Consider the following 23038-nt stretch of genomic DNA (forward strand, 5'->3'; position numbering starts at 1 on the left):
TTACAACATTTAATCCATTTAATTAATTACCCCTCACAACTTGTACATTCCTTCTTTTGCTTAAACTTCTGTGCAGCATTCATACTATGTTGGTAGTACAACGATTTTACGCCAAGTTGCCATGCAGTTACGTATAATTTATTAATATCTTTTACTGGCATATCTGGATGCACCATAATATTTAAAGACTGCGCTTGATCAATGTGGTTTTGTCTGTTTGCAGCTTGGTAAATAATAGACATCTGATCAATTTCAGAATAGGTTTTAAATACATCTTTTTCGTGATCTGTAAGACCTTCTAAGTGCTGTACAGAACCATCGTAATCTCTAATACTCTTCCAGATTTCAGAAGTATTCATTCCTTTTTCTTCTAACAATGCTGTTAAAAAAGGGTTTTTAATAGTCGTCTTAATCTTTGCAATATCCTTAACATAGCTATTAGACCATATTGGCTCAATACCTTGCGATACTTGTCCTAAAATAAATGCTGATGATGTTGTTGGTGCCACTGCATTTAAGGTAGTATTACGTCTTCCGTATCCTTTTAATATTTTTGGCTCACCAAATAATTTAGCTAATTCTTCTGATGCCTTAACAGATTTATCTTTTATAGTTTTAAATATTTCACTATTTAAATCAAAAGCTTCCTTACTGTCAAAACCTACCATTTTAGATTGTAATAAAGAGTGCCATCCTAATGCGCCTAATCCTAAAGCTCTATTATCTTTAGCGAAGTTATAAGCTTTCTCCATAAACATAAAAGTCTGTCTATCATCTCTATTTGGAGAATCTCTATATACTTCTAGTTTTGTAATAAATTCTTCTAATACAGCATCTAAGAAATAAACCATGGTTTCAACAGCATCTGTATCCTTCCACTTATCGTAATGCAATAAATTTATAGAAGATAATACACATACAAAAGACCACTTATCATTAGTTGGCAACATAATTTCAGAACACAAGTTACTTGCATAGATTTCATGTTTATTATCTCTGTATACGTCTGGCGCATTATTGTTAGCATTATCTCTAAAGAATATATAAGGGTATCCTATTTCTCCTCTACGTTGTAATACTTTTGCCCAGATAGAACGTTTTTCTACATCACCATCTATCATTTCTTGCATCCACTCGTTACCTACAGTAACACCATGCGTTAATTCTTGAATTGGGTTTCCTTCTGTTCCTATTTCTAAAAACTCATTAATATCATTATGTTCTATTGGTAAATATGGTGAGAAACGACCTCTTCTTACAGAACCTTGACTTACAACATCTACCATTTTTTCAAATAGTTGCATTATATGTACAGCTCCTGAAGACTCTCCATTATTTTTAACTGGTGCGCCTCTATGACGTAATTTTCCAAAATAACCAGATGTACCTCCTCCCAGTTTAGACATCATACCAACCTCTGACTGTGTGTATAAAATATCACCCATATCATCAGAAATATGCGACCCAAAACAACTAATAGGTAAACCTCGTTTTTTTCCAAAGTTAGACCATACTGGAGAAGCTAAAGAATAATAGCCTTCTGCCATATAGCCATAAAATTTATCTGCAAAACCATCTATACCCAATATTTTTTCGGCATTAATTGCAATTTCTTTAATGCGTTCCTCAGGTGTTGTATCACCTGTAAGGTAACCAGATGCTAAAAACTTACGACTATGATCGGTTAACCATTTAATTTCTGGCTCTGCTTTGGCTTCTTTTATAGCTTCTTTTCTGGCTCTAATTAACTCATCATGGCTAGATGTTTTAGCAGTTTCTATATTTTCTTTTTGCTTGAGGTCTGGATTAATGTGGTCGTTCATAATTTAAAATAGGTCGTCGCTTGTTATACTTTTTGTTCTTTTACTATAGTTGATAGAGCGTTTCACAAAGAAATCTCCATGTTTTGTTCCAATAATTTCATCATCAAACCATTCGGTTTGTTCTATTAATTTTTCATCAACATCGAATACTTTTTCAATACCAATGCTTTCTAATGAGTTATTAAATCTATTTTTAATAAATTCATTTATTACGTCTTTTGGTAAGAAGTCTAATTCACCTGCTTCAAAAATCCAATCTACAAGTGTACTTTCAGATTTAAAGGCTTCTTTACATAATTCTCTTACAACATTACTATGCTCTTCATCAAACCATGTTGGGTTTTCCTTTTTAATAATTTTAATAATATCTATACCAAAATCACCATGTATTTGCTCTTCTTTAGAGGTTGCTTCTACAACATTAGAAACACCTTTAAGCATATTTTTATGCTTATTAAAAGCCATTATTATTAAAAACTGAGAGAATAAAGATACGTGCTCTATAAATAGAGAAAATAATAAAATTGACTCTGCATATTCTTTATTGTCTTCGCTCTTAGCATTCTTTAAAGCTGTTTCTAAATAATGAACTCTTCTCATTATTACTGGCTTCTTCTTTAAGTGCTTAAACTCATTATTTAGACCTAAAATTTCTAATAAATGTGAATAAGCATCGTGGTGACGTACTTCACTTTCTGCAAATGTTGCTCCTACAGACCCAATTTCTGGCTTAGGCATTTTGTGATAAATATCTCCCCAAAATGACTTTACCGCCACTTCAATTTGTGAGATTGCCAACATTGTATTTTTTATGGCGTTTTGCTCTACAATGGTTAATCTTGTTTTAAAATCTTGAATATCACTTGTAAAGTTAAATTCTGAGTGAATCCAATATGAGTGTCTTATGGCATCTACATACTCATATAACTCTGGATACTCGTAAGGCTTTAGGTTAATTCGTTTTTCAAAAATATTTGTCTTTCTTAATCTTGCTTGCTCGTCTCTGTATAGTATATAAGCCTTAGCCACACCAGGAAAAGAGCTTGCCATTAATTTCTCTTCAACTAAATCTTGTACTTCCTCTACTGTTGGCAGATACTTATGATCTTTAGCCTTTCTTTCTAATAAGGTTTGCAAAACATTTACAGAAATTTGATTTGCATCTTCTTTGGTACCATTTCCTACAGACATCATAGCCTTTTCAATGGCATTAGAAATTTTATTTAAAACAAACGGACTTGTCTCATAATCCCTCTTAATAATCTGTGTAATTTCCATGTAATTTTAATTTTAAAGTCTAAAAAGCCATTAGAATAAGTTAACTCATTCATTATCTTAATAGTAATTCCGTAAATCGTTTTTTAATTTTTCCCTAACAAGGAATAAAAGAGGCGAATTTTAACACTTTTCTAAATCTATGTTTAGATAAACAATCCTATTTTCCCTTCAACAAAGATTGACATTTGTCATTAAAAAAGAAAGGGTATTTTGTAAACGTTGTCAACAAGTTTTTAACAAACTCTTGTAAGCCCTATAAAATGGACATTTTTAGATAAAATTGGATAACCACCTGTTTTACAGTATTTTATAAATTTTTTGTGTCGTAAAAATTTGTAGGTTTTATACTATTAAAACTAAGACTAGCAACGACGTTTATTGACTTTAATAAATTGAGAAAAGACTATTTTTAAAAACAAAAAAGAGCGTTACACCAACGCTCTTTTCCCCTAATAACTAACTTTTACTAATGATTTAATTTTAACAGATGATCATTAATAGTTAACACTGAATTGAAAAATTAAAATTGCAAAATATTAATTTTCCCAACTAATAATAGCTTAAAATGTCTTAAGCAAAACCCTCATAATGCTGAATAAAAAAGACAATTTTTGCTACTCAAATATCAATATAAAATACTAATTATCAACCCCCTATTGTATAAGTGGTTAAAAATAGTGTATAAATGGTGACACATTTTTTTTTAATTATGCTTTATAGCACATTATACACAAAACCATGCATTGCATACATATTTATATCCATTCTATTAATTATATATATATCTTTATGTTAAATCCTTATAAGCATGTTAAAAGCAGTAATTGTAGATGATGAGCCAAAAGCCATACAAAGTTTAATTTGGGAACTTAGCAACTTTAAGCAAGATATTGAGGTGGTTGAATCATTCTCTAATCCTGAGGAAGCTATAAAATACCTTAACACTAACACGCCAGACTGCTTGTTTTTAGATGTGCAAATGCCAACTATTGGTGGATTTCAATTTTTAGAAAAAGTCAATCATTCAGACTTCGCAGTTATTATCACAACCGCTTATGATGAGTATGCTATAAAAGCCTTAAAACATGAGGCTATAGACTACCTCTTAAAACCAATAGACTCCGACGACCTAAAGGATTGTATTGCAAAAATCAAGAAACATAGTGAGCGCGTTATAAATTCCGTTAACCTAGAGCGCATGCTCTCAAATTTTAATTCTAAACACAACAAAAAACGAATTACCATTAACACAGACGGCAAATTACTCTTTTTAGATGTTGATGATATTATTTACATAGAATCTGATGGTAATTACAGCACACTATTTTTACAAAATCAGAAAAAAATTGTAGTGACCAAAAAATTAAAGGAAGTAGATGCCCTTTTACCAGTGCACTATTTCTTTAGAATACACAATTCTTACATCATTAACTTAAACAAAATAAAAGCTTTCATAAAAAATGAAGGCTACGTTATTATGGATAGCGATCATAAAATCCCTGTAGCTAGACAGCGCAAGTCAGATTTCTTAGAAAAATTATAAAGTCATGATGTGTTATTCCCCAAATAAACTAATCAGCTTTTATTGTTTCATACTTTGTTTTACTTTAAACAGCTTTGCACAAGAATCGACGTTTCAAAACACCTTAGATTATATACAAAAGGTTAAACCCACAAAATACGCAACCATTGATTCTATTTTAAAACCTTTTGAAAGTGATAGTTTAAAAATGAGACAACTACTCTCAAATTCTAAAGCACAAAGTTATCACGAAGTTTCTTGCTATGCTTTAAATGCTTTAGGTACTATTAATAGAAACATCTCTAATTATAATTCATCTATAAGATACCATACAGAAGCTAAGAAGTATGCAGACTTGGCAAATAATATTGAGTTAGAAATCATTAGTCTTAATATGATTGGGGTTGCATACAGACGTATGGACGTCATTAAACCCGCATTAGACTACCATACTGAAGCTTTAAAACTCGCCTATACTATTCCTAATCCTACGCCTACTATAAGACGAAGCATTGCTGTTTCTCAAAATAGTATTGGCAACATATACATGGCTTTAAAGCAATACGATATAGCTATTACCCAATTTAAAAAATCTTTAAAACTAGAAAAGGAAGACAACAATCTTTTAGGTCTTGCAATTAACCACCATAATATAGGATATGCAGAAGAAGCAAAAGGAAACTTAAAAGACGCCTTATTTAATTATAAAAAATCATTAGAACACAATAACACCATAAACTCAGACATTGGTAGAGTTATCTGCTACAACAGTATTGGAGCTGTTTATCTTAAACAAAAAAAATTTAAAGAAGCCGAACCCATTATTAGAGAAGCGCTTAACAAAGCATTAAATTTAGATGACCAATTTTACATTACCTCATCTTATCTTAATTTAGGAAGTTTAGAATATGAATTAAATGAAATTGAACTTGCTGAAAAACACCTAAAAAAAGCGCTCAACATTGCAAGTTCTTACAACCTAAAATCTTCAGTTGCAGATGCTAGTAAATTGCTTTCTAAAATAAACGAAAAAAATGAAAATTTTGATATTGCTCTAGACTTCTATCAAAAAGCAGTAGAGATTGAAAACACCATTTTAACAGAACAAAATCTACAGTACGTAAACGATATAGTTATTGAGTATGAGAGTGAAAACAAAAACAACCAAATTAAAGCCTTAGCCTTAGAAAACGAAGCGGTAAGATTACGATTAGAGCGCAATAAAAACATCTTACTATTTACATCATTATTACTTGTTATTATAGGAACAATACTATTTATAATGAATAGAACCAAAGCCTTAAAACGCGATAAACACATCTTAACATTAGAACAAGATATGCTTAGAAGCCAAATGAACCCACATTTTATCTTTAACTCTTTAAATTCAATTAAGCTTTATATAATTAATAATGAAAAAGAGAATGCAGTATATTATCTTAATAAGTTTTCTAAATTAATCCGAAAGATTTTAATGGCTTCAAAAGAAAAAGAAACCTCTTTAGAAGACGAACTAGAAACGATGAAACTTTACATGAATATTGAAAATATTAGATTTTCTAATGAAATAGATTTTCAAATTAACGTAGACCCTTCTATTAATACAGAAGTTACTAAAATACCATCATTGGTGCTGCAACCTTTTTTAGAGAATTCGCTATGGCATGGTTTATCCTCTAAAGCAGACAATAAAAAAATTGAATTAAATGTCATTAAAAAATCTGAAAAATATATCATTGTAGAAATCATTGATAATGGTATAGGAAGAGTAGCTTCTCAAAAAATTAAGGAACAAAAAAAATTACAAAGAAATTCCGTTGGTATAGACATTACCAAAGCCAGGCTTGCTAACTTCTCTCTCTCTTTTAAAGACAGCTACAGTTTAAGAATTGAAGATTTATATACCGACGATAAACCTAGCGGCACTAAAATATCATTACTAATACCTACCCAAAAGTTAAAAAGTAAAGTAGAAAATTTAACCACCAAAAGCTCCTAACATAGAGCCATATTTGGTTGTGTCTATAGAAAAATCCGTTTTTTCTAAACCAATACATTCCATAGTCATATTGTTTTTAGATTTCTTTTTATCTACATAAATCATCTCCATCATTAACCCATTTTCTGCATACTTTTCCATTATAGAGGTATCAAAACCTTTAGGCATGTTTTTTACGTTAGCCCCAAAAGCTTTATTAAAACTTACCGTAACATCATCTGTGATATAAAATGTTATCTTCATATTATCATTTTCTGTAACATAGCCTTCGCACTCGTATCCATTAATTGTTTTAGAATCTATTTCCGTGAATGAATAATTAGACATATCCTCATCAGAAGTTAAATCTGAAGCTTTCAGTTTTGTTTTTTGTACTACATTTTTACCCATCATTTCCATAAACATAGCAGAAATTTCTAAATCAGAATCTAATACCATAAATATATTAGAGTCTTCGCTTCCTTTGTTCATTTCAGCACTATTAAAACCAAAATAACTTTCGTTTTCGCTTAAATAATAATCAAAGGTTATAGCACCCTTTTTGTGAGTCATCTTTAGTTTATAGATATAATCAAAATCGTAAGTATCTGGCAGCTCTACTTTATTGGCTTTACCAAATTGAGCAAAAGCAGTTTGTATTGATAAGGCGCAAATAAGAAAAAGAAAATGTTTTAATGAATTTGAAATTTTCATACAAGAGGAATTTATAGATTAATTTCCATAAAATTAAAACCCTAACACTGAATAATCAATATTTTATGTATAACCTGAAACTTATAATGTATACTCGGAAATACCTGTAAGTGAATAGATTACATTTTCTTACAATACAATCTAAAGCAGATATTTAATAATGTTAAAAAAGACAACTATATTGTTCTATCGCTTATATGTTTCTGCAACCTTTTCTAATTCAGCATACCAATCTTCTCCAAATTTTCTAATTAAAGCCTCTTTAACAAATTTGTAAATTGGCACTTGCAACTCTTTACCCAATGCACAAGCATCATCACAAATTTCCCAACGCTCATAATTTACACCAGAAAATTCAGAATAGTCTTTAACTCTAATAGGATATAAGTGACAAGAAACTGGTTTTTTCCAAGAAATTTCACCTTGATTATAGGCTTCTTCAATGGCGCAAAGTGCCGTTTTTTTCTCATCAAAAATAACATAAGCACAATCAGCACCATTAATAAGAGGAGTTTCTAAGTCACCAAACTCTGTAGTTATAGATGTGCCTTGTTGCTCAATAGCATCAATACCTTCTTGTCTAAGAAATGGTTTTACTTTAGGATAAATATCTTCTAGTATTTTTACCTCATCTACCGATAATGGTGCACCTGCATCGCCATCAATACAGCAAGCACCTTTGCAAGCCGAAAGATTACAAACAAAATCTTTCTCAATAATATCTTCTGAAACGATGGTTTTTCCTAGTTGAAACATGCCACAAAAATACTCAATCTTACACTATATCAAAGTTGAATTATTATTAATCGTAATTTAATATTGGAAATCTTTAATATTATCGCACCTTTGCAAAAAATTTCAAAATAGTTTATTACACTATATTTGTAATAATCTGAAATAAAAATAGTTACAATAAATTTTAAAAATTACCTAAATTTAGAATAAGTAAGAAATGGAATTAAGTTTAAAAGAAATATTTACAGCCTTTATGGTGCTCTTTGCGGTTATTGATATTATAGGAAATATTCCTATTATTATAGACCTACGTAAAAAAGTTGGACACATACAAAGTGAAAAGGCATCAATTATTGCAGGTATAATAATGATTATTTTCCTTTTTGTTGGAAAAAGTCTTTTAAACCTTATTGGTATAGACGTTAACTCTTTTGCTGTGGCAGGTGCGTTTGTAATCTTTTTTATTGCCCTAGAAATGGTTTTAGGCATCACCTTATATAAGGATGATGAACACAGTGCTGTAACTGCCTCTGTGTTTCCGTTGGCGTTTCCGCTAATGGCAGGACCAGGAAGTTTAACAACATTACTATCTTTACGTGCAGAATTTGCTATAGAAAATATTATCGTTGCTGTAATTTGTAACGTTATTGTAATTTACATAGTACTTAAAACATCGTCAAAAATTGAAAATATAATTGGTACAAACGGTATTAATATTATTAGAAAAATATTTGGTGTAATTTTGTTAGCCATTGCAGTAAAACTATTTGCTCATAATATTAAGGAGTTATTAGCCTAATACCATTTTAAACATGAAGATATTTACAATTATTATTTCAATTTTGGCAACTGTACTTATCATTTTTAATGCCACCAAATTAAACTTTGACGCACTGTTCACAGGCGAAAGTCAAACCGCATTAATCACTATTATTACAGCATTGTGTGCTATTCTATTATTACAAATTCTAAGAATATCTAAAAAGATTGAAAAATTAAGTAAAAAACAATAATGAATTTTGATGCGTTAATTATTGGTGGAGGAGCCGCTGGTTTGTCTTGTGCTTTAATTTTAGGGTCTGCAAAAAACAAACCTTTTACAGAAGGGAAACAAATAGGCATTATTACACATCAAAAAACTTCTCATCTTCAAAACGCATTATTTAATAATGTTTTAGGGTTACCTGCTGGCACTTTAGGAGCTGACATTTTAAATGATGGTATAAAACAACTTCATGATTTATATCCTCATATCAATCAAATTGATGGTGAGAAAGTCCTTTCTGTATTAAAAAATAACGATGGTTTTACTGTTGAAACCAATAAAAACACTTATAATTCTAAAATTGTAGTAATTGCAGTAGGCTATACCAATTTAATGACCATTGATGGCTTAGATAATTATATTGAACCTCACCCAAGAGCTGTAAAAGAAAAAGATAGAATTTGGTTAAAAAACTCAGACCATCTTATTGAGAAAAACTTATATGTTGCTGGTACCTTAGCAGGTTGGCGTAGTCAATTTGCTATTGCTAGCGGAAGTGGTGCACATGTGGCTACTGATATTTTAACGCTTTGGAATAACGGAAAGCATACCAAAGTACACGATAAAGCTTAACCTTCTTAATCTTGAATAAAATTTGGAGTTTCAGTGCTTAAGAGAATTACTTCTTGTACCATAATATCCTCTTTATTTATAATCTCTTCAAAAGCATTATCATCAAATAATTGACGCGCTAATGTAGCTTTAATAAGTCGTCTTACCTCTTCATTATAGGCTACAAAGGTGATATTAGTTCGCTCTCGCTGATTGACGTAGGTTTCAAATTTCACAACAATATCATCGCTAACTTCAAAATTATTTATAAAATCGTATTTAGAAATATTAGCATAAATACTTCGGTCTTTATCTAATTCTTCAAACACAAAATAACCAAAGTGTCCTCGACGTCTTAAATAATTAATGGTTTCGTTATCAAACAATCGATCTACAGGTACAAACACATCTGGTATAATGCCTCCTCCTCCATACACAACTTTGCCTTTTGGAGTTGTAAATTTTAAAGAATCATCTACCACTATATTTTCTTCATCTACTAATTCTCCTGTTCTTAATCGCTTTAGATAATCGTTATAGTAATCTTTATTAGCACCATTTACATAAGGCTTTTGAATAGAGCGACCCGTTGGCGTATAATATCTAGATACTGTTAACCGTACAGCGCTTCCATCACCTAAGGCCATTTCGCGTTGTACCAAGCCTTTACCGTAAGAGCGTCTTCCTACAATAATTCCTCTATCGTTATCTTGTAAAGCACCTGCTATGACCTCACTAGCAGACGCTGAATTCTCATTTATTAAGATATATATTTCACCCGCTTCAAAATCACCACGGCGTGTAGCATACGTGCGTTCCTCTGTTCCTTTTTTATCTCTTGTAAATAAAATTAATTTGTCATCCTCTAAAAACTCGTCAGCAATCTGCTCTGCAATACCGAGAAAACCACCAGGATTATCTCTTAAATCTAAAGCTAATTTTTCTGCACCTAACTCTTGAAGTTCATCTAAAGCCTCCTTAAACTCATCAAAGGTAGATTCGGCAAAACGATTCATTTTAATATATCCCAAATCGTCTGTAAGCATGTAAGAAGCCTCAACACTTTTAATGGGAATTTCTTTGCGTTTTACATCAAACTCTAATAATTCATCCTCTCCTTTTCTAAAAACCGTTAACTTTACTTTTGTGTTTTTTTCGCCTCTTAATTTCTCTCCTAATAAATCATTATCAATTTTTCGACCATAGAGTGTATCTCCATTTGCATACAATATACGATCACCACTCATTATACCTGCACGTTCACTTGGGCCACCTTCTGTAGGCTTAATAACCGCAATGGTATCTTTATATGGATAAAAATTAATACCTATACCCACAAAATTACCTTTCATGTTTTCGGTAATACGTTCTAAATCTTCTTTTGGTATATAGGATGAATGCGGATCTAGATTATTTAAAATACCATTTACAGTAACATCAACAATACTATCTGTATTTACATCTTCCACGTATTCGTAATCTATGTAATCTATTAATCTGTTGAGTTTATCTTTTTTACTATTTGTAGAAAATAGATTATCTGAAGTATCTGAAAAATTCAACTTTCCACCAATAACCACTCCTGCCGCTATTGCAACACCTATTATAAGTGGTATATATTTATTTTTAGTAACCATAAGCTGCACTATAAGGCAGTTTCTTCATTTAAATTTTCAATATGTTCTAATTCAATTCCAGCTTTTTCTAGAAATTTTAGACCTGAATCGTCTTTATAGCCTTGGTGATAAACAACTCTTACAATACCTGCTTGGTGAATTAATTTACTGCATTCTTTACAAGGAGATAATGTAATATATAACGTTGCTCCCTCACAAGATTGTGTAGATGATGCTACTTTTAAAATTGCGTTTGCCTCCGCATGTAACACATACCATTTTGTGTAACCTTCATCATCTTCGCAATAGTTTTCAAAGCCTGTTGGTGTTCCATTATAACCATCAGAAATAATCATTCTATCTTTTACAATAAGTGCGCCAACCTGCTTGCGTTTACAATGTGATAATTTTCCCCATTCTTTAGCAATGCGCAAATAAGCTTTATCGTAACGTAATTGTTTAGTGTCTGGCATTAAAATTTTCTTAAAAATGTACGCTTGTACGGAACGAATATAAATGGTTAGTATTTTATAACCAATTTACTTTCTGTAAAATTTAACCAAACTTTAAGTATTACTTAATAATTCGCTACCCAATATCATAGGAATTACTAAACCTGCAACTATTGAAGAAAGTACCATAACCCAATCTCGTTTAGAAACTCTAAAGATGGTTTGGCATAAAAAACCAACAAATAAAACAATGAATACAATAATAACTTGGGCAAATTCAATTCCGAGTGCAAACTCAATAAGAAGTTCTAACTTATTTTCACTCTGACCAGAAAACATTTTAAATTCTCTAGCAAAGCCTAAACCATGTATAATACCAAAAAATAAGGTTGTAAAAAATAACAAACCAACTTTATTAGATTTTGAATTTTTTCCAGATGTAAATATGTTGTATATCGCAGCAGCTAATATGGTTACAGGTATTAAAAACTCAACTAATTTTCCGTTAACACTTACAATGCCATAAGCTGCTAAAACCAAAGATAATGTATGTCCTAAAGTAAACATAGAAACGAGCAAAAGTACGCGCTTCCAATCTTTAAAAAGATAAGGCACAGATAATACCATTAAAAAAAGAACATGGTCATAACCATTAATATCTAAAACGTGGTTCATGCCATACTCAACATTAAACCAAAAATTTTCTAACATAGCTAACTCTTTTGGGAAATTCAAAGTTACAATTAAAAGATTATATCCTTCTGTTAAATAAAATGAATAATATTTGTTTTTTGTGATATTCTTTCGGAATATTGTAATTCGTAAAGTTCAAATAACGTATTGAAATGTTATCAAGAAAGGCAGAGGGATTAGACCCAGTGAAGCCTTAGCAACCCTTAAACTTATTAAGAAGGTGCTAAATTCTACTTAATTACCGATTCATTTATCGTGTAATTGGATAGATAACTAACAAATTATTACCTATTCAAGGTAATTATTACATCTTATAACATTTTATTAATTACACGTCAATTTTTGATGTATTTGAGTTTTTGTTAACTCTTAATTAAAGTGATATACAATGAGTACAAAACATATAGAAACAGAGGCTATTCGTACCCAAATAGAGCGTTCTCAATTTTTAGAACATTCTAGTCCACTGTATTTAACCTCGAGCTACGTATTTGAAGACGCTGAAGATATGCGCGCCTCATTTGCTGAAGAAAAAGAACGCAATATTTACAGTCGTTATTCTAACCCAAACTCTTCAGAATTTGTAGAAAAAGTGTGTAAAATGGAAGGCGCAGAAGGTGGTTATGCCTTTGCTTCTGGTATGTCTGCCGTGTTTTCTACGTTTGCTGCGTTATTAGATGCCGATGACCATATCATTTCATCACGAAGCATTTTTGGTTCCACACAAACCTTATTCAATAACATTTTACCAAAGTGGAACATCTCAACAAGCTATTTTAAAATTGATGAATTAGACCAGATTGAAAGCCTAATTCAACCGAATACTAAAATAATTTATGCTGAAAGTCCAACCAATCCTGCAGTAGATATTTTAGACTTACAACGCTTAGGCGATATTGCAAAAAAACACAATATTTTATTTATAATAGATAATTGTTTCGCAACGCCTTATTTGCAACAACCCATAAAATTTGGTGCCGATTTGGTGATTCATTCTGCCACCAAATTAATGGATGGACAAGGTAGAGTGCTTGGAGGTGTAACCGTTGGAAGTGCCGACTTAATTCAGAAAATATATTTATTCTCAAGAATTAGTGGTCCAGCCTTATCACCTTTTAACGCTTGGGTACTCTCTAAAAGTTTAGAAACCTTACCCGTTAGAGTAGATAGACATTGTGATAATGCCTTAAAAGTGGCCACGTTTTTAGAGAGCCATGATAATGTGAAATTGGTAAAATACCCGTTTTTAAAATCGCATCCACAATACCAATTAGCTAAAAAACAAATGAAACTAGGTGGAAATATCGTGGCTTTTGAAATAAAAGGCGGTATTGAAGCCGGAAGACAATTCCTCAATTCAATTAAGCTACTATCACTCTCTGCAAATTTAGGAGACACAAGAACTATTGTAACGCATCCTGCATCAACAACGCATGCTAAAATCCCTGAAGCTATACGTTTAGAAACAGGAATCACAGCTGGTTTAATTAGGATTTCGGTTGGTCTAGAACATCCTGAAGATATTATTAACGATTTAAAACAGGCCCTAGAAAACTAACGTCAGTTCGAGTGATTTTATGACATCGGAATAAAATTGTATCGAGAACACATACATATTATGAGCAAAATAAAAGAAGAATTACAAAAACGAATCTTAGTTCTCGATGGAGCCATGGGAACCATGTTGCAGCAATATAATTTCTCAGAAGAAGATTTTAGAGGCGAACGCTTTAAAGATTATCCATCACCATTAAAAGGAAATAATGATTTATTGTCCATAACGCAACCCAAAGCCATAGCAGAAATTCATGCAAAATATTTTGAAGCTGGTGCAGATATTGTAGAAACTAATACCTTTTCTGGAACTACCATTGCCATGGCAGATTACGATATGGAAGATTTAGTATATGAGTTGAATTTTGAATCTGCAAAAATCGCTAGAGAAGTTGCAGATAAATTCACTAAAGAAAATCCTGAAAAACCGCGTTTTGTAGCCGGAAGTATTGGACCAACAAACCGAACAGCAAGTTTATCACCAGACGTTAACCGACCAGAATATAGAGCCATTACTTTTAACGAATTACGTGTAGCCTACAAACAACAAGTAGAAGCCTTAATTGATGGTGGTGTAGATATGCTTTTGGTGGAGACTATTTTTGATACCTTAAATGCAAAAGCGGCTTTATTTGCTATTGAAGAAGTAAAAGAAGAACGCCATATTGATATTCCTATTATGGTTTCGGGTACCATAACTGATGCCTCAGGCAGAACATTATCTGGCCAAACGGTTGAAGCATTTTTAACCTCAATCTCACACATTCCGTTATTAAGTGTTGGCTTTAATTGTGCGCTTGGTGCGCAACAACTACAACCTTATTTACAACGCTTATCGGACGAAACAGAGTTTTTTACCTCAGCACATCCAAACGCTGGTTTACCAAATGCTTTTGGAGAATACGATGAAACCCCAGAACAAATGCAAGGTTATATTGAAGCTTATCTTAAAGATAACCTCATCAACATTATTGGTGGTTGCTGTGGCACTAGTCCTGAGCACATTAAAGCCATCGCTGAAGTTGCTCAGAAATATGAACCAAGGAAATTGGTTGTTGGTGTATAGTTGATAGTGGTCAGTTAAAAAAGAAAAGAATGGATTATACAGAATTAGATGTTTGGAAATTTTCAAGGGAGCTTGTGAAAAAAGTTTACTTACTAAGTAATTCCTTTCCTCAGGAAGAACTGTACGCCTTAACAAATCAAGTTAGGAGGTGTTCCATTTCTATTCCTTCAAATATTGCAGAGGGATTAGGAAGACAATCCAACAAAGAAACGATTCATTACTTATTTATTTCAAAAGGTTCATTATATGAACTTGAAACACAACTTTTTTTAGCTTTCGATTTAGATTACATCTCTGAAGAACAATTAAAACGAATTTTAGAACACGTTACCTCTTGTAAAAAGCTGCTTAACGGATTCATTAATTATTTCAAATCAAAAAAGTAAGATGAGTGCATCCAGCAACTATCAACAAACAACTAAAAACCAAAAGTATCTAACATTATCTGGATTAGAACCACTCGTGGTAACACCAGACAGTAACTTTATAAACGTAGGCGAACGTACCAATGTTACTGGCTCACGTAAATTCCTTCGACTTATAAAAGAAGAAAAATACGACGAAGCCTTAGAAGTGGCAAGAGACCAGGTTGAAGGAGGCGCACAAATCCTTGATGTTAACATGGACGAAGGTATGCTAGATGGTGTACATGCCATGACCACCTTCTTAAATCTTATTGCCTCAGAACCTGATATCGCTAGAATTCCCATAATGATTGACAGTTCTAAATGGGAAATTATTGAAGCCGGTTTGCAAGTTGCGCAAGGGAAATGTGTGGTAAATTCTATAAGTTTAAAAGAAGGTGAAGCCCAATTTAAGCACCATGCTAAACTTATTAAACGTTATGGTGCTGCTGTGGTGGTGATGGCTTTTGATGAAGATGGCCAAGCCGACAATTACGATAGACGCATTGAAATTTGTAAACGTTCGTATCATATTTTAGTAAACGAACTTCAATTTCCGGCACAAGACATCATCTTTGACCCCAATATTTTTCCGGTGGCTACAGGTATGGACGAGCATCGTAGAAATGCACTCGACTTTTTTGAAGCGACCAAATGGATTAGAGAAAACTTACCTCATGCCAATGTTTCTGGTGGAGTGAGTAATGTGTCTTTTTCATTTAGAGGAAATAATGTTGTACGCGAAGCCATGCATTCGGCCTTTTTATATCACGCCATTAAAAACGGCATGAATTTAGGAATTGTTAATCCTACAATGCTTGAAGTTTATGATGAAATTGATAAAGTTTTATTAGAACGTGTAGAAGATGTTTTGTTTGATAGACGCGATGACGCTACGGAACGCTTATTAGATTTTGCCGAATCGGTAAAAGGACAGAAAAAAGAACAAGATGATAAAGTACAAGAATGGAGAAGCGACTCATTACAAGATAGAATTACCCACGCCTTAGTAAAAGGTATTGACACTTATATTTTAGAAGATGTGGAAGAGGCACGTTTAGCCACTAGCCAACCTATTGAAGTCATTGAAGGGCACCTAATGAATGGTATGAATGTGGTTGGCGATTTATTTGGCAGTGGAAAAATGTTTTTACCGCAAGTGGTGAAATCGGCACGAGTTATGAAAAAAGCGGTTGCGTACCTTCAACCTTTTATAGAGGAGGCAAAAAAAGCCCCTAAATCCCCAAAGGGGACTTCTTACTGGAAGACAGCCGACCCACTGTTATACGGATTAATGAAAGCACATGCGCAAAAAATGCGAAACCAACCCACAGAAGCAGAAGTTTTACTTTGGAATGTTTTAAGGAATAAACAATTAGATGATTATAAATTTAGAAGACAGCATATTGTTGGAAGTTATATTGCCGATTTTATTTGCTTAAAAAAAGGATTGATAGTAGAAATTGATGGACTTATACATCAATTACCAGAAAACAAAGCTTCAGATGAAGAACGAACAAAATGGTTAAATGAACAAGGTTATCGTGTCATACGATTTACAAATGATGACGTTTTATCAAATCTTGATAATGTTATTGAAAGATTAAAAGAAGCCCTAAAAGTTTCCCCTTTGGGGACGGAAGGGGCCAAATCTGCTGGTAAAATATTAATGGCCACCGTTAAAGGAGATGTGCATGATATCGGAAAGAATATTGTAAGTGTCGTTCTAGGTTGTAATAATTATGAAATCATTGACCTTGGTGTAATGGTGCCACCAGAGAAAATTATTGAAACCGCTATTAAGGAAAAGGTAGATATCATTGGGTTGAGTGGGTTAATTACACCGTCGTTAGATGAAATGGTTTACGTGTCTAAATCACTTGAAAAAGAAAAAGTAAACATTCCTTTAATTATTGGAGGTGCAACCACGTCTAGAGCCCATTCTGCCGTAAAAATTGCACCTCATTATAACCATACTGTGGTTCATATTAATGATGCTTCAAGAGCAGTAACTGTTGTCGGAGATTTACTAAAAGAAGACAGTATAGTTTATAAAAACCAAATTAGAGAAGAGTATGATGCGTTCCGAGAGCAATTCTTAAAACGTACCAAGAAAAAGGATTATTTAACGATTGCTGATGCTCGAAAAAACAAATTTAAAATCAATTGGAATACTTCTGAAATTGTAAAACCAAAACAATTAGGCATTCAAATTATTGAAGATTTTGATATCACTAAACTTGAAGAATTCATTGATTGGTCGCCATTTTTTAGAAGTTGGGATTTGCATGGCAAATATCCAGCCATATTAACGGATGATGTTGTTGGTACACAAGCCACAGAATTATTTGCTGATGCGCAGGTGTTACTGAAACGTATTTTTGATGAAAAACTGCTTAAAGCAAAAGCCGTATTTGGACTATTTGAAGCGAATACTGTAAACGATGATGATATTACAATCTCTGATTGTAATGCTGAACTTGATTCAGCATCTAATGAAGGCACCTATACTTTTCTAACCCTTCGTCAGCAATCCAAAAAATCTGAAGGCAAACCAAACATTGCCTTAGCCGATTTTATTGCACCAAAAGCAACCAACAAACAAGATTATATGGGTTGTTTTTGTGTAACAACGGGATTTGGAACCGCAGAATTAGCAGCACAGTTTGAAGCCGAACACGACGATTACAATTCAATTATGATTAAAGCTTTAGCAGATAGATTAGCAGAAGCTTTTGCTGAATATTTGCACAAGGAAGTAAGAACAAAACATTGGGGTTATGCTAATAATGAAAACTTGTCTAACGACGAGTTAATTAAAGAAAATTATAAAGGTATTAGACCAGCACCAGGTTATCCTGCTTGTCCAGACCATCTAGAAAAGAAAACCATTTGGGATATACTTAAAGTAGAAGAAAACATTGGAGTAAAACTTACAGAGAGTTTAGCCATGTGGCCAGCAGCGAGTGTCAGTGGTTACTATTTTGGTAATGCAGAAGCTAAATATTTTGGTTTAGGAAAAATAAAAGAAGACCAAATTGAAGACTATAGTAAACGAAGGGACATTTCAAAAGAAGAAGCAACGAAATGGTTGAGTCCTAATATTGCAGATTAACTGTCATTCCTGTGAAAACAGGAATCTATTGATAAATAAATTATTAATTAAAAAAATTCCCACTTTCTTGGGAAGTAAACATGAAAGTAACAGACCACATAAAAAACGCCAACGGAAAAACCTTATTTTCCTTTGAAATTATTCCACCAAAAAAAGGAAATAGCATACAACAACTCTATAATAATATTGACCCATTAATGGAATTCAATCCACCATTTATAGATGTTACAACCTCTAGAGAAGAATACCTATACATTGAAAAAGATGGACTGCTAGACCGTAAAATTACTCGTATGCGACCAGGAACTGTAGGTATATGTGCTGCCATATCGCATAAATATAATGTAGATACAGTTCCGCATGTCTTATGTGGAGGTTTTACTAAAGAAGAAACCGAATATTTATTGGTAGATTGTCATTATTTAGGCATTCATAATGTAATGGCTTTACGAGGCGATGCCATGAAGCATGAGCAATATTTTAAAGCTTGTGAAGGAGGTCATCAATTTGCCAAAGAATTGGTTGGGCAAATTCAGAATTTAAATAAAGGTCAGTATTTACACGATGTTGTAGAAGTAGACGACAAATCGGATTTTTGTATTGGTGTGGCAGGTTATCCTGAAAAACACTTAGAAGCACCGTCTTTAAAAACAGACTTAAAACGTTTAAAAGAAAAAATAGATGCTGGTGCAGATTACGTGGTAACCCAAATGTTTTTTGACAACCAAAAGTATTTTGAATTTGTAGAAGCTGCCAAAGCCGAAGGGATTAATGTGCCAATTATTCCAGGTATAAAACCTCTTGCTGTAAAACGCCACCTACAACTATTACCACAAGTATTTAAAATTGATTTACCAGAAGATTTAATTGATGCTGTTGAAACTTGTAAAAACAATCAACAAGTAAGACAAGTTGGAGTTGAATGGGCTATTCAACAATCTAAAGAATTACAAGATGCTGGTGTACCTGTATTGCACTATTATTCTATGGGTAAAAGTGATAATGTAAAAGCTATAGCATCTGAATTGTTTTAAATATTAGGCTTTTTTCTTGGTTACAACATTTAAAGTTAACCCTGTAACTATTAATAAAACGCCTACAATACTCCAAACGGTGTACACTTCTTTAAACCATATTAGTCCAATAATTATTGTGAAGATGACTTCAAGGTATTTTAGTGGTGCTACTTGGTTTGTTTCTCCAACTTGTAAAGCTTTAGTCATATACAATTGAGCAAAATATCCAAAAACACCTAAACTCATAAGGATAAACCATTCGAGACCTATAGGAGTTATCCAATTTTTTATTGATAAAATTCCGCCAATTATTGTAGATATAATCATAAAATAATTCACAATGACAACAGGGTGATCGGCATCACCTATTTTTCGGATAAATATATAAACGAATCCTGCAAATAAAGCCGACGTTAGTGCTAATAATACACCAACAATTTCTATTTCTGAATCATCAAAACCTTTTATAATTAAAACACCTGCAAAAGCGATAGCAAAAAAGAGCCATTGAATAGGTTTTATTTTTTCTTTTAAAATAAATAACGCGAAAACAGTTGCAAAAATTGGCGCTATATACCTCAATGATACTGCTGTACCCATTGCTATATATTTAATAGCTGAAAAGAACAAAATCATTGAAATAAGACCAACAACGCTTCGCATAATCATTAAACCTCTTTTATTTCCGAGCAATGAAATTTTATTTTTCAATAAAAAAGGTATTGTAAAAAATAAGGAGCCTAACGCTCTAAAAAATACTATTTGATATACGCTAAAATCTTTAAGTGATTTAACAAAAACATTTAATAATGTAAATGCAAGTGCACTAATTATCATGTATTGTATGGCTTTTTTCACAAGTTGGTCTATTTAAAATTTTATAAAAAATAAAGGGTAACTTAAAACGTTAAGTTACCCAATTCACAGTAAATATTGACACCTATTTACTCAATAACAATCCTTTTTGTTGCCGATTGTACACCGGCATTAATTTTTAACAAGTAAATCCCAGAAGCTAAATCAGAAACATTTAATGTATCATTTATTAGACTTGTAGTAGATATTACTTTTGAACCAAGAATATTAAACATTTCTACAGAATCAAATTGTGTTTGATCCTTAGACTTTATTGTAATATTATCTGATGCAGGATTAGGAAATACATTAATATTAGATGCAAACACATCATTTACAGATGCGGTAGAATCTGCAACTAATGAGAAGTTATCATAAAACACTTCAGTATTGCTATCAATTGAACCAAGAGATCTAACATAAACAACAGCAAAAGTATTTGTTGCTGTAAAAGATACTGTAGTATAAGTAGCCCATGTATCAGAAGCTGGAATATCCATATAAGCATCTACACTAGAATCAGCTGCACCATTGGCATCTATACCGTCTTCACTAGTAATTTCGGTATTTAAAATATATACTTCTGAATCAGTTCCTGCTGCTTCAGAACGTGAGTCTACTGAAAAAATATAGTTAGCACCAATTGTTAGTCCTACTACTTTCTGATATAAACGACGAGAACTTCCCGTTATAACTGGATTTCCGTCATCATATAACTTAACTCCTCTTGTTCCATTATTTCCACTACTAGTAGATCCTGGTTGCTCATCTAAAGAACCTGGCATTCCAAGATATTTAAGTTCTAAAGCATCTTCTAAAGCGTCATTATCCCATATAGCCTGATAAGGACTATCTATTGTAGCACCTGTTTCATCAAGTATTGTATTATTAGGAGTCATATCATAAGCATCTGCGTTGTCTCCTGTACTACTTGTATGATCATCACATGTAGGGTTTAACATAAGGTTTTGGCTCCAGCCGTAATTAAAACACATACAGAACACCAATAAGATGTAAAATGGTTTTGTTGGCTTTGTAAAAAGTAGTTTTGTTTTCATACTTGTTGTTGTTTTAGTTATTATTTAGAGATTTTACCGAGCTCAATAACAGACAATTATCATAAAGAAGACTAACTCTTTAATTGGTTTACCAAACTGGTCAACCAAATATAGCAAAAAAACAAACACAATTACATCACAACTAAAGAATTAATAAAAAAACAGCCTTTTTTAACAAATAAAACCAATTATTGAAGTTAAAATTAGACACAAGTATTTTTTTTTGCTAAAAAATTGAGAGATTAACAATTAGATATTAACTACTATTAGTTTTTAGCTTCTAATTATTATACTCTAATGAAAAAGTTGAAAACTCAACTTAATTTTTTAAAACGTTTGTTAAGCTTTTATAAGATTGTTGCTTAATTTCATCTAGTGAGAAATCAGCAGTTAGATGAAGAAATTCAACAGGAAAAGAATTTTCCTTATATAAAGATTTTGATTTATTGTCTGAAGAAACAACAATAATTCCATCTATAGATCCATCACTAAGACTTTTAATATAGCTCAACGCTTTATCATTACAGTTAAATGATTGATAAAATAGAATTCTATAACCTAATGATTCTGCAGATTTTTGCAAATGGCAAAGAGAATGCCCAAAATGAGATTGAGTAACTTCTGGCAAAATAACAGCTATAGAACCTGTTTTTTGCATTCTAAGTGAAACAGCATAATTATTAGGTACATAATTATGCTGTTTTGCTATACTCTTAATTGCGTCACGTGTAGCCTTACTTATTTCTAACTTATTATTCAAAGCCTTAGATACCGTAGATATAGAATATCCTGATAAATTTGAAATTTCTTTAATAGTAACAGCTGATGACATCAATAATTAGGCTTTTAAATCACTTATTATACTTAAAGCATTTCTAGTATCAGATTCGATTTTTGCTAAATCGTAAGTACCATCTGCACCTTTAGCTATTAACTTTGAGCCCATGCCAACACAGGTAACACCAGCATTAAACCAACCTTCTAAATTTTCTTTAGTTGGCGCAACTCCTCCAGTTGGCATTACACTTGTCCATGGTTGAGGTCCTTTAATAGCCTTTACAAATCCAGGTCCATAAATTCCTCCTGGGAATAACTTTACAACCTCACAACCCAACTCTTCTGCTCTACAAATTTCTGCTAACGAACCACATCCAGGAGACCACGCTACTTTACGTCTGTTACAAACGATAGCTATATCTTCTCTAAGCACAGGAGTTACTATAAAGTTAGCACCCAATGCCATAAAACGAGACGCAGATGCTGCATCCGTTACAGACCCAACTCCCATAATCATTCCTGGTAATTCTTTTACTACCCATTTATTTAATTCTCCAAAAACTTCGTGAGCAAAATCGCCTCTTGCTGTAAATTCAAGTAAACGCGCTCCACCATTGTATGTTGCTTGTATTACTTTTTTACTTGTTTCTAGATCTGAGTTATAAAACAATGGAACTAAGCCAGTTTGTTTCATAACATTTGCAACTTCTATTCTTGTATAATTTGCCATATGTATTGTGATAAAAACAGCACATAAAATATGTGCTGTTTAATTAGTTTATAGT

Annotated in this window: 21 protein-coding genes and 1 riboswitch; of the genes, 10 read left to right on the forward strand and 11 right to left on the reverse strand. The window is 32.3% G+C overall.

Annotated elements, in window-relative coordinates; all coding sequences use genetic code 11:
* Positions 1 to 26: 26 nt before the first annotated feature.
* Together GN138_RS12850 and GN138_RS12855 are read right to left on the reverse strand one after the other, a co-directional pair.
* On the reverse strand, positions 27 to 1823 hold the full coding sequence (locus GN138_RS12850; RefSeq protein ID WP_157364409.1) for a ribonucleoside-diphosphate reductase subunit alpha: 1797 nt from the start codon (positions 1821 to 1823) through the stop codon (positions 27 to 29).
* Positions 1824 to 1826: 3 nt separating this feature from the next.
* A complete protein-coding gene (locus tag GN138_RS12855) occupies positions 1827 to 3101 on the reverse strand; it encodes a ribonucleotide-diphosphate reductase subunit beta (RefSeq protein ID WP_157364410.1) in 1275 nt (424 codons plus the stop codon).
* An 808-nt stretch (positions 3102 to 3909) separates the two neighbouring features.
* On the opposite strand from GN138_RS12855, the gene GN138_RS12860 reads away from it, so the two are divergent.
* Both GN138_RS12860 and GN138_RS12865 read left to right on the forward strand, forming a co-directional pair.
* The gene (locus tag GN138_RS12860; RefSeq protein ID WP_157364411.1) at positions 3910 to 4644 is read left to right on the forward strand and encodes a LytR/AlgR family response regulator transcription factor; all 735 of its coding nucleotides are present in this window, start codon (positions 3910 to 3912) and stop codon (positions 4642 to 4644) included.
* A gap of 187 nt (positions 4645 to 4831) precedes the next feature.
* Positions 4832 to 6622: a tetratricopeptide repeat protein gene (locus GN138_RS12865; RefSeq protein WP_231743078.1), complete on the forward strand. Its 1791-nt coding sequence runs from the start codon at positions 4832 to 4834 to the stop codon at positions 6620 to 6622.
* Here GN138_RS12865 and GN138_RS12870 read toward each other — a convergent pair.
* Both GN138_RS12870 and GN138_RS12875 read right to left on the reverse strand, forming a co-directional pair.
* Positions 6602 to 7315: a DUF4412 domain-containing protein gene (locus tag GN138_RS12870; protein ID WP_157364413.1), complete on the reverse strand. Its 714-nt coding sequence runs from the start codon at positions 7313 to 7315 to the stop codon at positions 6602 to 6604. The genes GN138_RS12865 and GN138_RS12870 overlap by 21 nt on opposite strands.
* 186 nt (positions 7316 to 7501) lie before the next feature.
* The gene (locus GN138_RS12875; protein ID WP_157364414.1) at positions 7502 to 8071 is read right to left on the reverse strand and encodes a DUF3109 family protein; all 570 of its coding nucleotides are present in this window, start codon (positions 8069 to 8071) and stop codon (positions 7502 to 7504) included.
* Positions 8072 to 8267: 196 nt separating this feature from the next.
* Between GN138_RS12875 and GN138_RS12880 the strand changes: the two genes are divergently transcribed.
* The 3 genes from GN138_RS12880 to GN138_RS12890 are packed head-to-tail and all read left to right on the forward strand — an operon-like array spanning position 8268 to position 9668.
* The gene (locus tag GN138_RS12880) at positions 8268 to 8849 is read left to right on the forward strand and encodes a MarC family protein (protein WP_157364415.1); all 582 of its coding nucleotides are present in this window, start codon (positions 8268 to 8270) and stop codon (positions 8847 to 8849) included.
* A gap of 13 nt (positions 8850 to 8862) precedes the next feature.
* Positions 8863 to 9063, forward strand: a complete 201-nt coding sequence (locus GN138_RS12885; protein ID WP_157364416.1) for a hypothetical protein — start codon at positions 8863 to 8865, stop codon at positions 9061 to 9063.
* Entirely contained in the window at positions 9063 to 9668 is a 606-nt protein-coding gene (locus GN138_RS12890) for an NAD(P)-binding domain-containing protein (RefSeq protein WP_157364417.1), read from the forward strand. Before GN138_RS12885 ends, GN138_RS12890 begins: the two co-directional genes overlap by 1 nt.
* 5 nt (positions 9669 to 9673) lie before the next feature.
* On the opposite strand, the gene GN138_RS12895 is transcribed toward GN138_RS12890, so the two are convergent.
* The 3 genes from GN138_RS12895 to GN138_RS12905 all read right to left on the reverse strand — a co-directional run bounded on the left by GN138_RS12895 (position 9674) and on the right by GN138_RS12905 (position 12426).
* A complete protein-coding gene (locus GN138_RS12895) occupies positions 9674 to 11284 on the reverse strand; it encodes a S41 family peptidase (RefSeq protein ID WP_157364418.1) in 1611 nt (536 codons plus the stop codon).
* A gap of 8 nt (positions 11285 to 11292) precedes the next feature.
* Positions 11293 to 11736, reverse strand: coding sequence for a deoxycytidylate deaminase (locus GN138_RS12900; RefSeq protein ID WP_157364419.1), 444 nt, complete (start codon positions 11734 to 11736; stop codon positions 11293 to 11295).
* Between the two features lie 93 nt (positions 11737 to 11829).
* Complete coding sequence (locus GN138_RS12905) at positions 11830 to 12426, reverse strand: HupE/UreJ family protein (protein ID WP_157364420.1); 597 nt, start codon at positions 12424 to 12426, stop codon at positions 11830 to 11832.
* 134 nt (positions 12427 to 12560) lie between these two features.
* Positions 12561 to 12684, forward strand: a riboswitch (SAM riboswitch).
* A gap of 112 nt (positions 12685 to 12796) precedes the next feature.
* On the opposite strand from GN138_RS12905, the gene GN138_RS12910 reads away from it, so the two are divergent.
* The 5 genes from GN138_RS12910 (at position 12797) to metF (ending at position 19581) form a co-directional block, all read left to right on the forward strand.
* Positions 12797 to 13966, forward strand: a complete 1170-nt coding sequence (locus GN138_RS12910) for a trans-sulfuration enzyme family protein (protein WP_157364421.1) — start codon at positions 12797 to 12799, stop codon at positions 13964 to 13966.
* A gap of 60 nt (positions 13967 to 14026) precedes the next feature.
* Positions 14027 to 15028: a homocysteine S-methyltransferase family protein gene (locus tag GN138_RS12915; protein ID WP_157364422.1), complete on the forward strand. Its 1002-nt coding sequence runs from the start codon at positions 14027 to 14029 to the stop codon at positions 15026 to 15028.
* A 29-nt stretch (positions 15029 to 15057) separates the two neighbouring features.
* A complete protein-coding gene (locus GN138_RS12920) occupies positions 15058 to 15414 on the forward strand; it encodes a four helix bundle protein (protein ID WP_157364423.1) in 357 nt (118 codons plus the stop codon).
* 1 nt (position 15415) lies between these two features.
* Entirely contained in the window at positions 15416 to 18547 is a 3132-nt protein-coding gene (locus tag GN138_RS12925) for a vitamin B12 dependent-methionine synthase activation domain-containing protein (RefSeq protein ID WP_157364424.1), read from the forward strand.
* An 80-nt stretch (positions 18548 to 18627) separates the two neighbouring features.
* Positions 18628 to 19581 carry a methylenetetrahydrofolate reductase [NAD(P)H] gene (metF, locus tag GN138_RS12930; protein ID WP_157364425.1) on the forward strand — a complete coding sequence of 318 codons (954 nt, stop codon included), beginning with the start codon at positions 18628 to 18630 and terminating at the stop codon, positions 19579 to 19581.
* Between the two features lie 3 nt (positions 19582 to 19584).
* Here metF and GN138_RS12935 read toward each other — a convergent pair whose 3' ends face one another.
* The 4 genes from GN138_RS12935 to GN138_RS12950 form a co-directional block, all read right to left on the reverse strand.
* Positions 19585 to 20421, reverse strand: a complete 837-nt coding sequence (locus GN138_RS12935; protein WP_317162756.1) for a DMT family transporter — start codon at positions 20419 to 20421, stop codon at positions 19585 to 19587.
* 86 nt (positions 20422 to 20507) lie between these two features.
* On the reverse strand, positions 20508 to 21476 hold the full coding sequence (locus tag GN138_RS12940; protein ID WP_157364426.1) for a T9SS type A sorting domain-containing protein: 969 nt from the start codon (positions 21474 to 21476) through the stop codon (positions 20508 to 20510).
* 319 nt (positions 21477 to 21795) lie between these two features.
* Entirely contained in the window at positions 21796 to 22308 is a 513-nt protein-coding gene (locus tag GN138_RS12945) for a LacI family DNA-binding transcriptional regulator (protein WP_157364427.1), read from the reverse strand.
* Positions 22309 to 22314: 6 nt separating this feature from the next.
* Positions 22315 to 22983, reverse strand: a complete 669-nt coding sequence (locus GN138_RS12950) for a bifunctional 4-hydroxy-2-oxoglutarate aldolase/2-dehydro-3-deoxy-phosphogluconate aldolase (RefSeq protein WP_157364428.1) — start codon at positions 22981 to 22983, stop codon at positions 22315 to 22317.
* Positions 22984 to 23038 lie beyond the last annotated feature (55 nt).

Source organism: Winogradskyella endarachnes (assembly GCF_009741275.1).
Taxonomy (GTDB): Bacteria; Bacteroidota; Bacteroidia; order Flavobacteriales; family Flavobacteriaceae; genus Winogradskyella; species Winogradskyella endarachnes.

Coding starts and splice junctions, on each gene's coding strand:
- GN138_RS12895 (WP_157364418.1), bottom strand. CDS start 11,284: ATGGTTACTAAAAATAAATATATACCACTTATAATAGGTGTTGCAATA.
- GN138_RS12925 (WP_157364424.1), top strand. CDS start 15,416: ATGAGTGCATCCAGCAACTATCAACAAACAACTAAAAACCAAAAGTAT.
- GN138_RS12900 (WP_157364419.1), bottom strand. CDS start 11,736: ATGCCAGACACTAAACAATTACGTTACGATAAAGCTTATTTGCGCATT.
- GN138_RS12850 (WP_157364409.1), bottom strand. CDS start 1,823: ATGAACGACCACATTAATCCAGACCTCAAGCAAAAAGAAAATATAGAA.
- metF (WP_157364425.1), top strand. CDS start 18,628: ATGAAAGTAACAGACCACATAAAAAACGCCAACGGAAAAACCTTATTT.
- GN138_RS12870 (WP_157364413.1), bottom strand. CDS start 7,315: ATGAAAATTTCAAATTCATTAAAACATTTTCTTTTTCTTATTTGCGCC.
- GN138_RS12950 (WP_157364428.1), bottom strand. CDS start 22,983: ATGGCAAATTATACAAGAATAGAAGTTGCAAATGTTATGAAACAAACT.
- GN138_RS12920 (WP_157364423.1), top strand. CDS start 15,058: ATGGATTATACAGAATTAGATGTTTGGAAATTTTCAAGGGAGCTTGTG.
- GN138_RS12865 (WP_231743078.1), top strand. CDS start 4,832: ATGAGACAACTACTCTCAAATTCTAAAGCACAAAGTTATCACGAAGTT.
- GN138_RS12940 (WP_157364426.1), bottom strand. CDS start 21,476: ATGAAAACAAAACTACTTTTTACAAAGCCAACAAAACCATTTTACATC.
- GN138_RS12905 (WP_157364420.1), bottom strand. CDS start 12,426: ATGTTAGAAAATTTTTGGTTTAATGTTGAGTATGGCATGAACCACGTT.
- GN138_RS12855 (WP_157364410.1), bottom strand. CDS start 3,101: ATGGAAATTACACAGATTATTAAGAGGGATTATGAGACAAGTCCGTTT.
- GN138_RS12885 (WP_157364416.1), top strand. CDS start 8,863: ATGAAGATATTTACAATTATTATTTCAATTTTGGCAACTGTACTTATC.
- GN138_RS12890 (WP_157364417.1), top strand. CDS start 9,063: ATGAATTTTGATGCGTTAATTATTGGTGGAGGAGCCGCTGGTTTGTCT.
- GN138_RS12945 (WP_157364427.1), bottom strand. CDS start 22,308: ATGTCATCAGCTGTTACTATTAAAGAAATTTCAAATTTATCAGGATAT.
- GN138_RS12875 (WP_157364414.1), bottom strand. CDS start 8,071: ATGTTTCAACTAGGAAAAACCATCGTTTCAGAAGATATTATTGAGAAA.
- GN138_RS12910 (WP_157364421.1), top strand. CDS start 12,797: ATGAGTACAAAACATATAGAAACAGAGGCTATTCGTACCCAAATAGAG.
- GN138_RS12860 (WP_157364411.1), top strand. CDS start 3,910: ATGTTAAAAGCAGTAATTGTAGATGATGAGCCAAAAGCCATACAAAGT.
- GN138_RS12915 (WP_157364422.1), top strand. CDS start 14,027: ATGAGCAAAATAAAAGAAGAATTACAAAAACGAATCTTAGTTCTCGAT.
- GN138_RS12880 (WP_157364415.1), top strand. CDS start 8,268: ATGGAATTAAGTTTAAAAGAAATATTTACAGCCTTTATGGTGCTCTTT.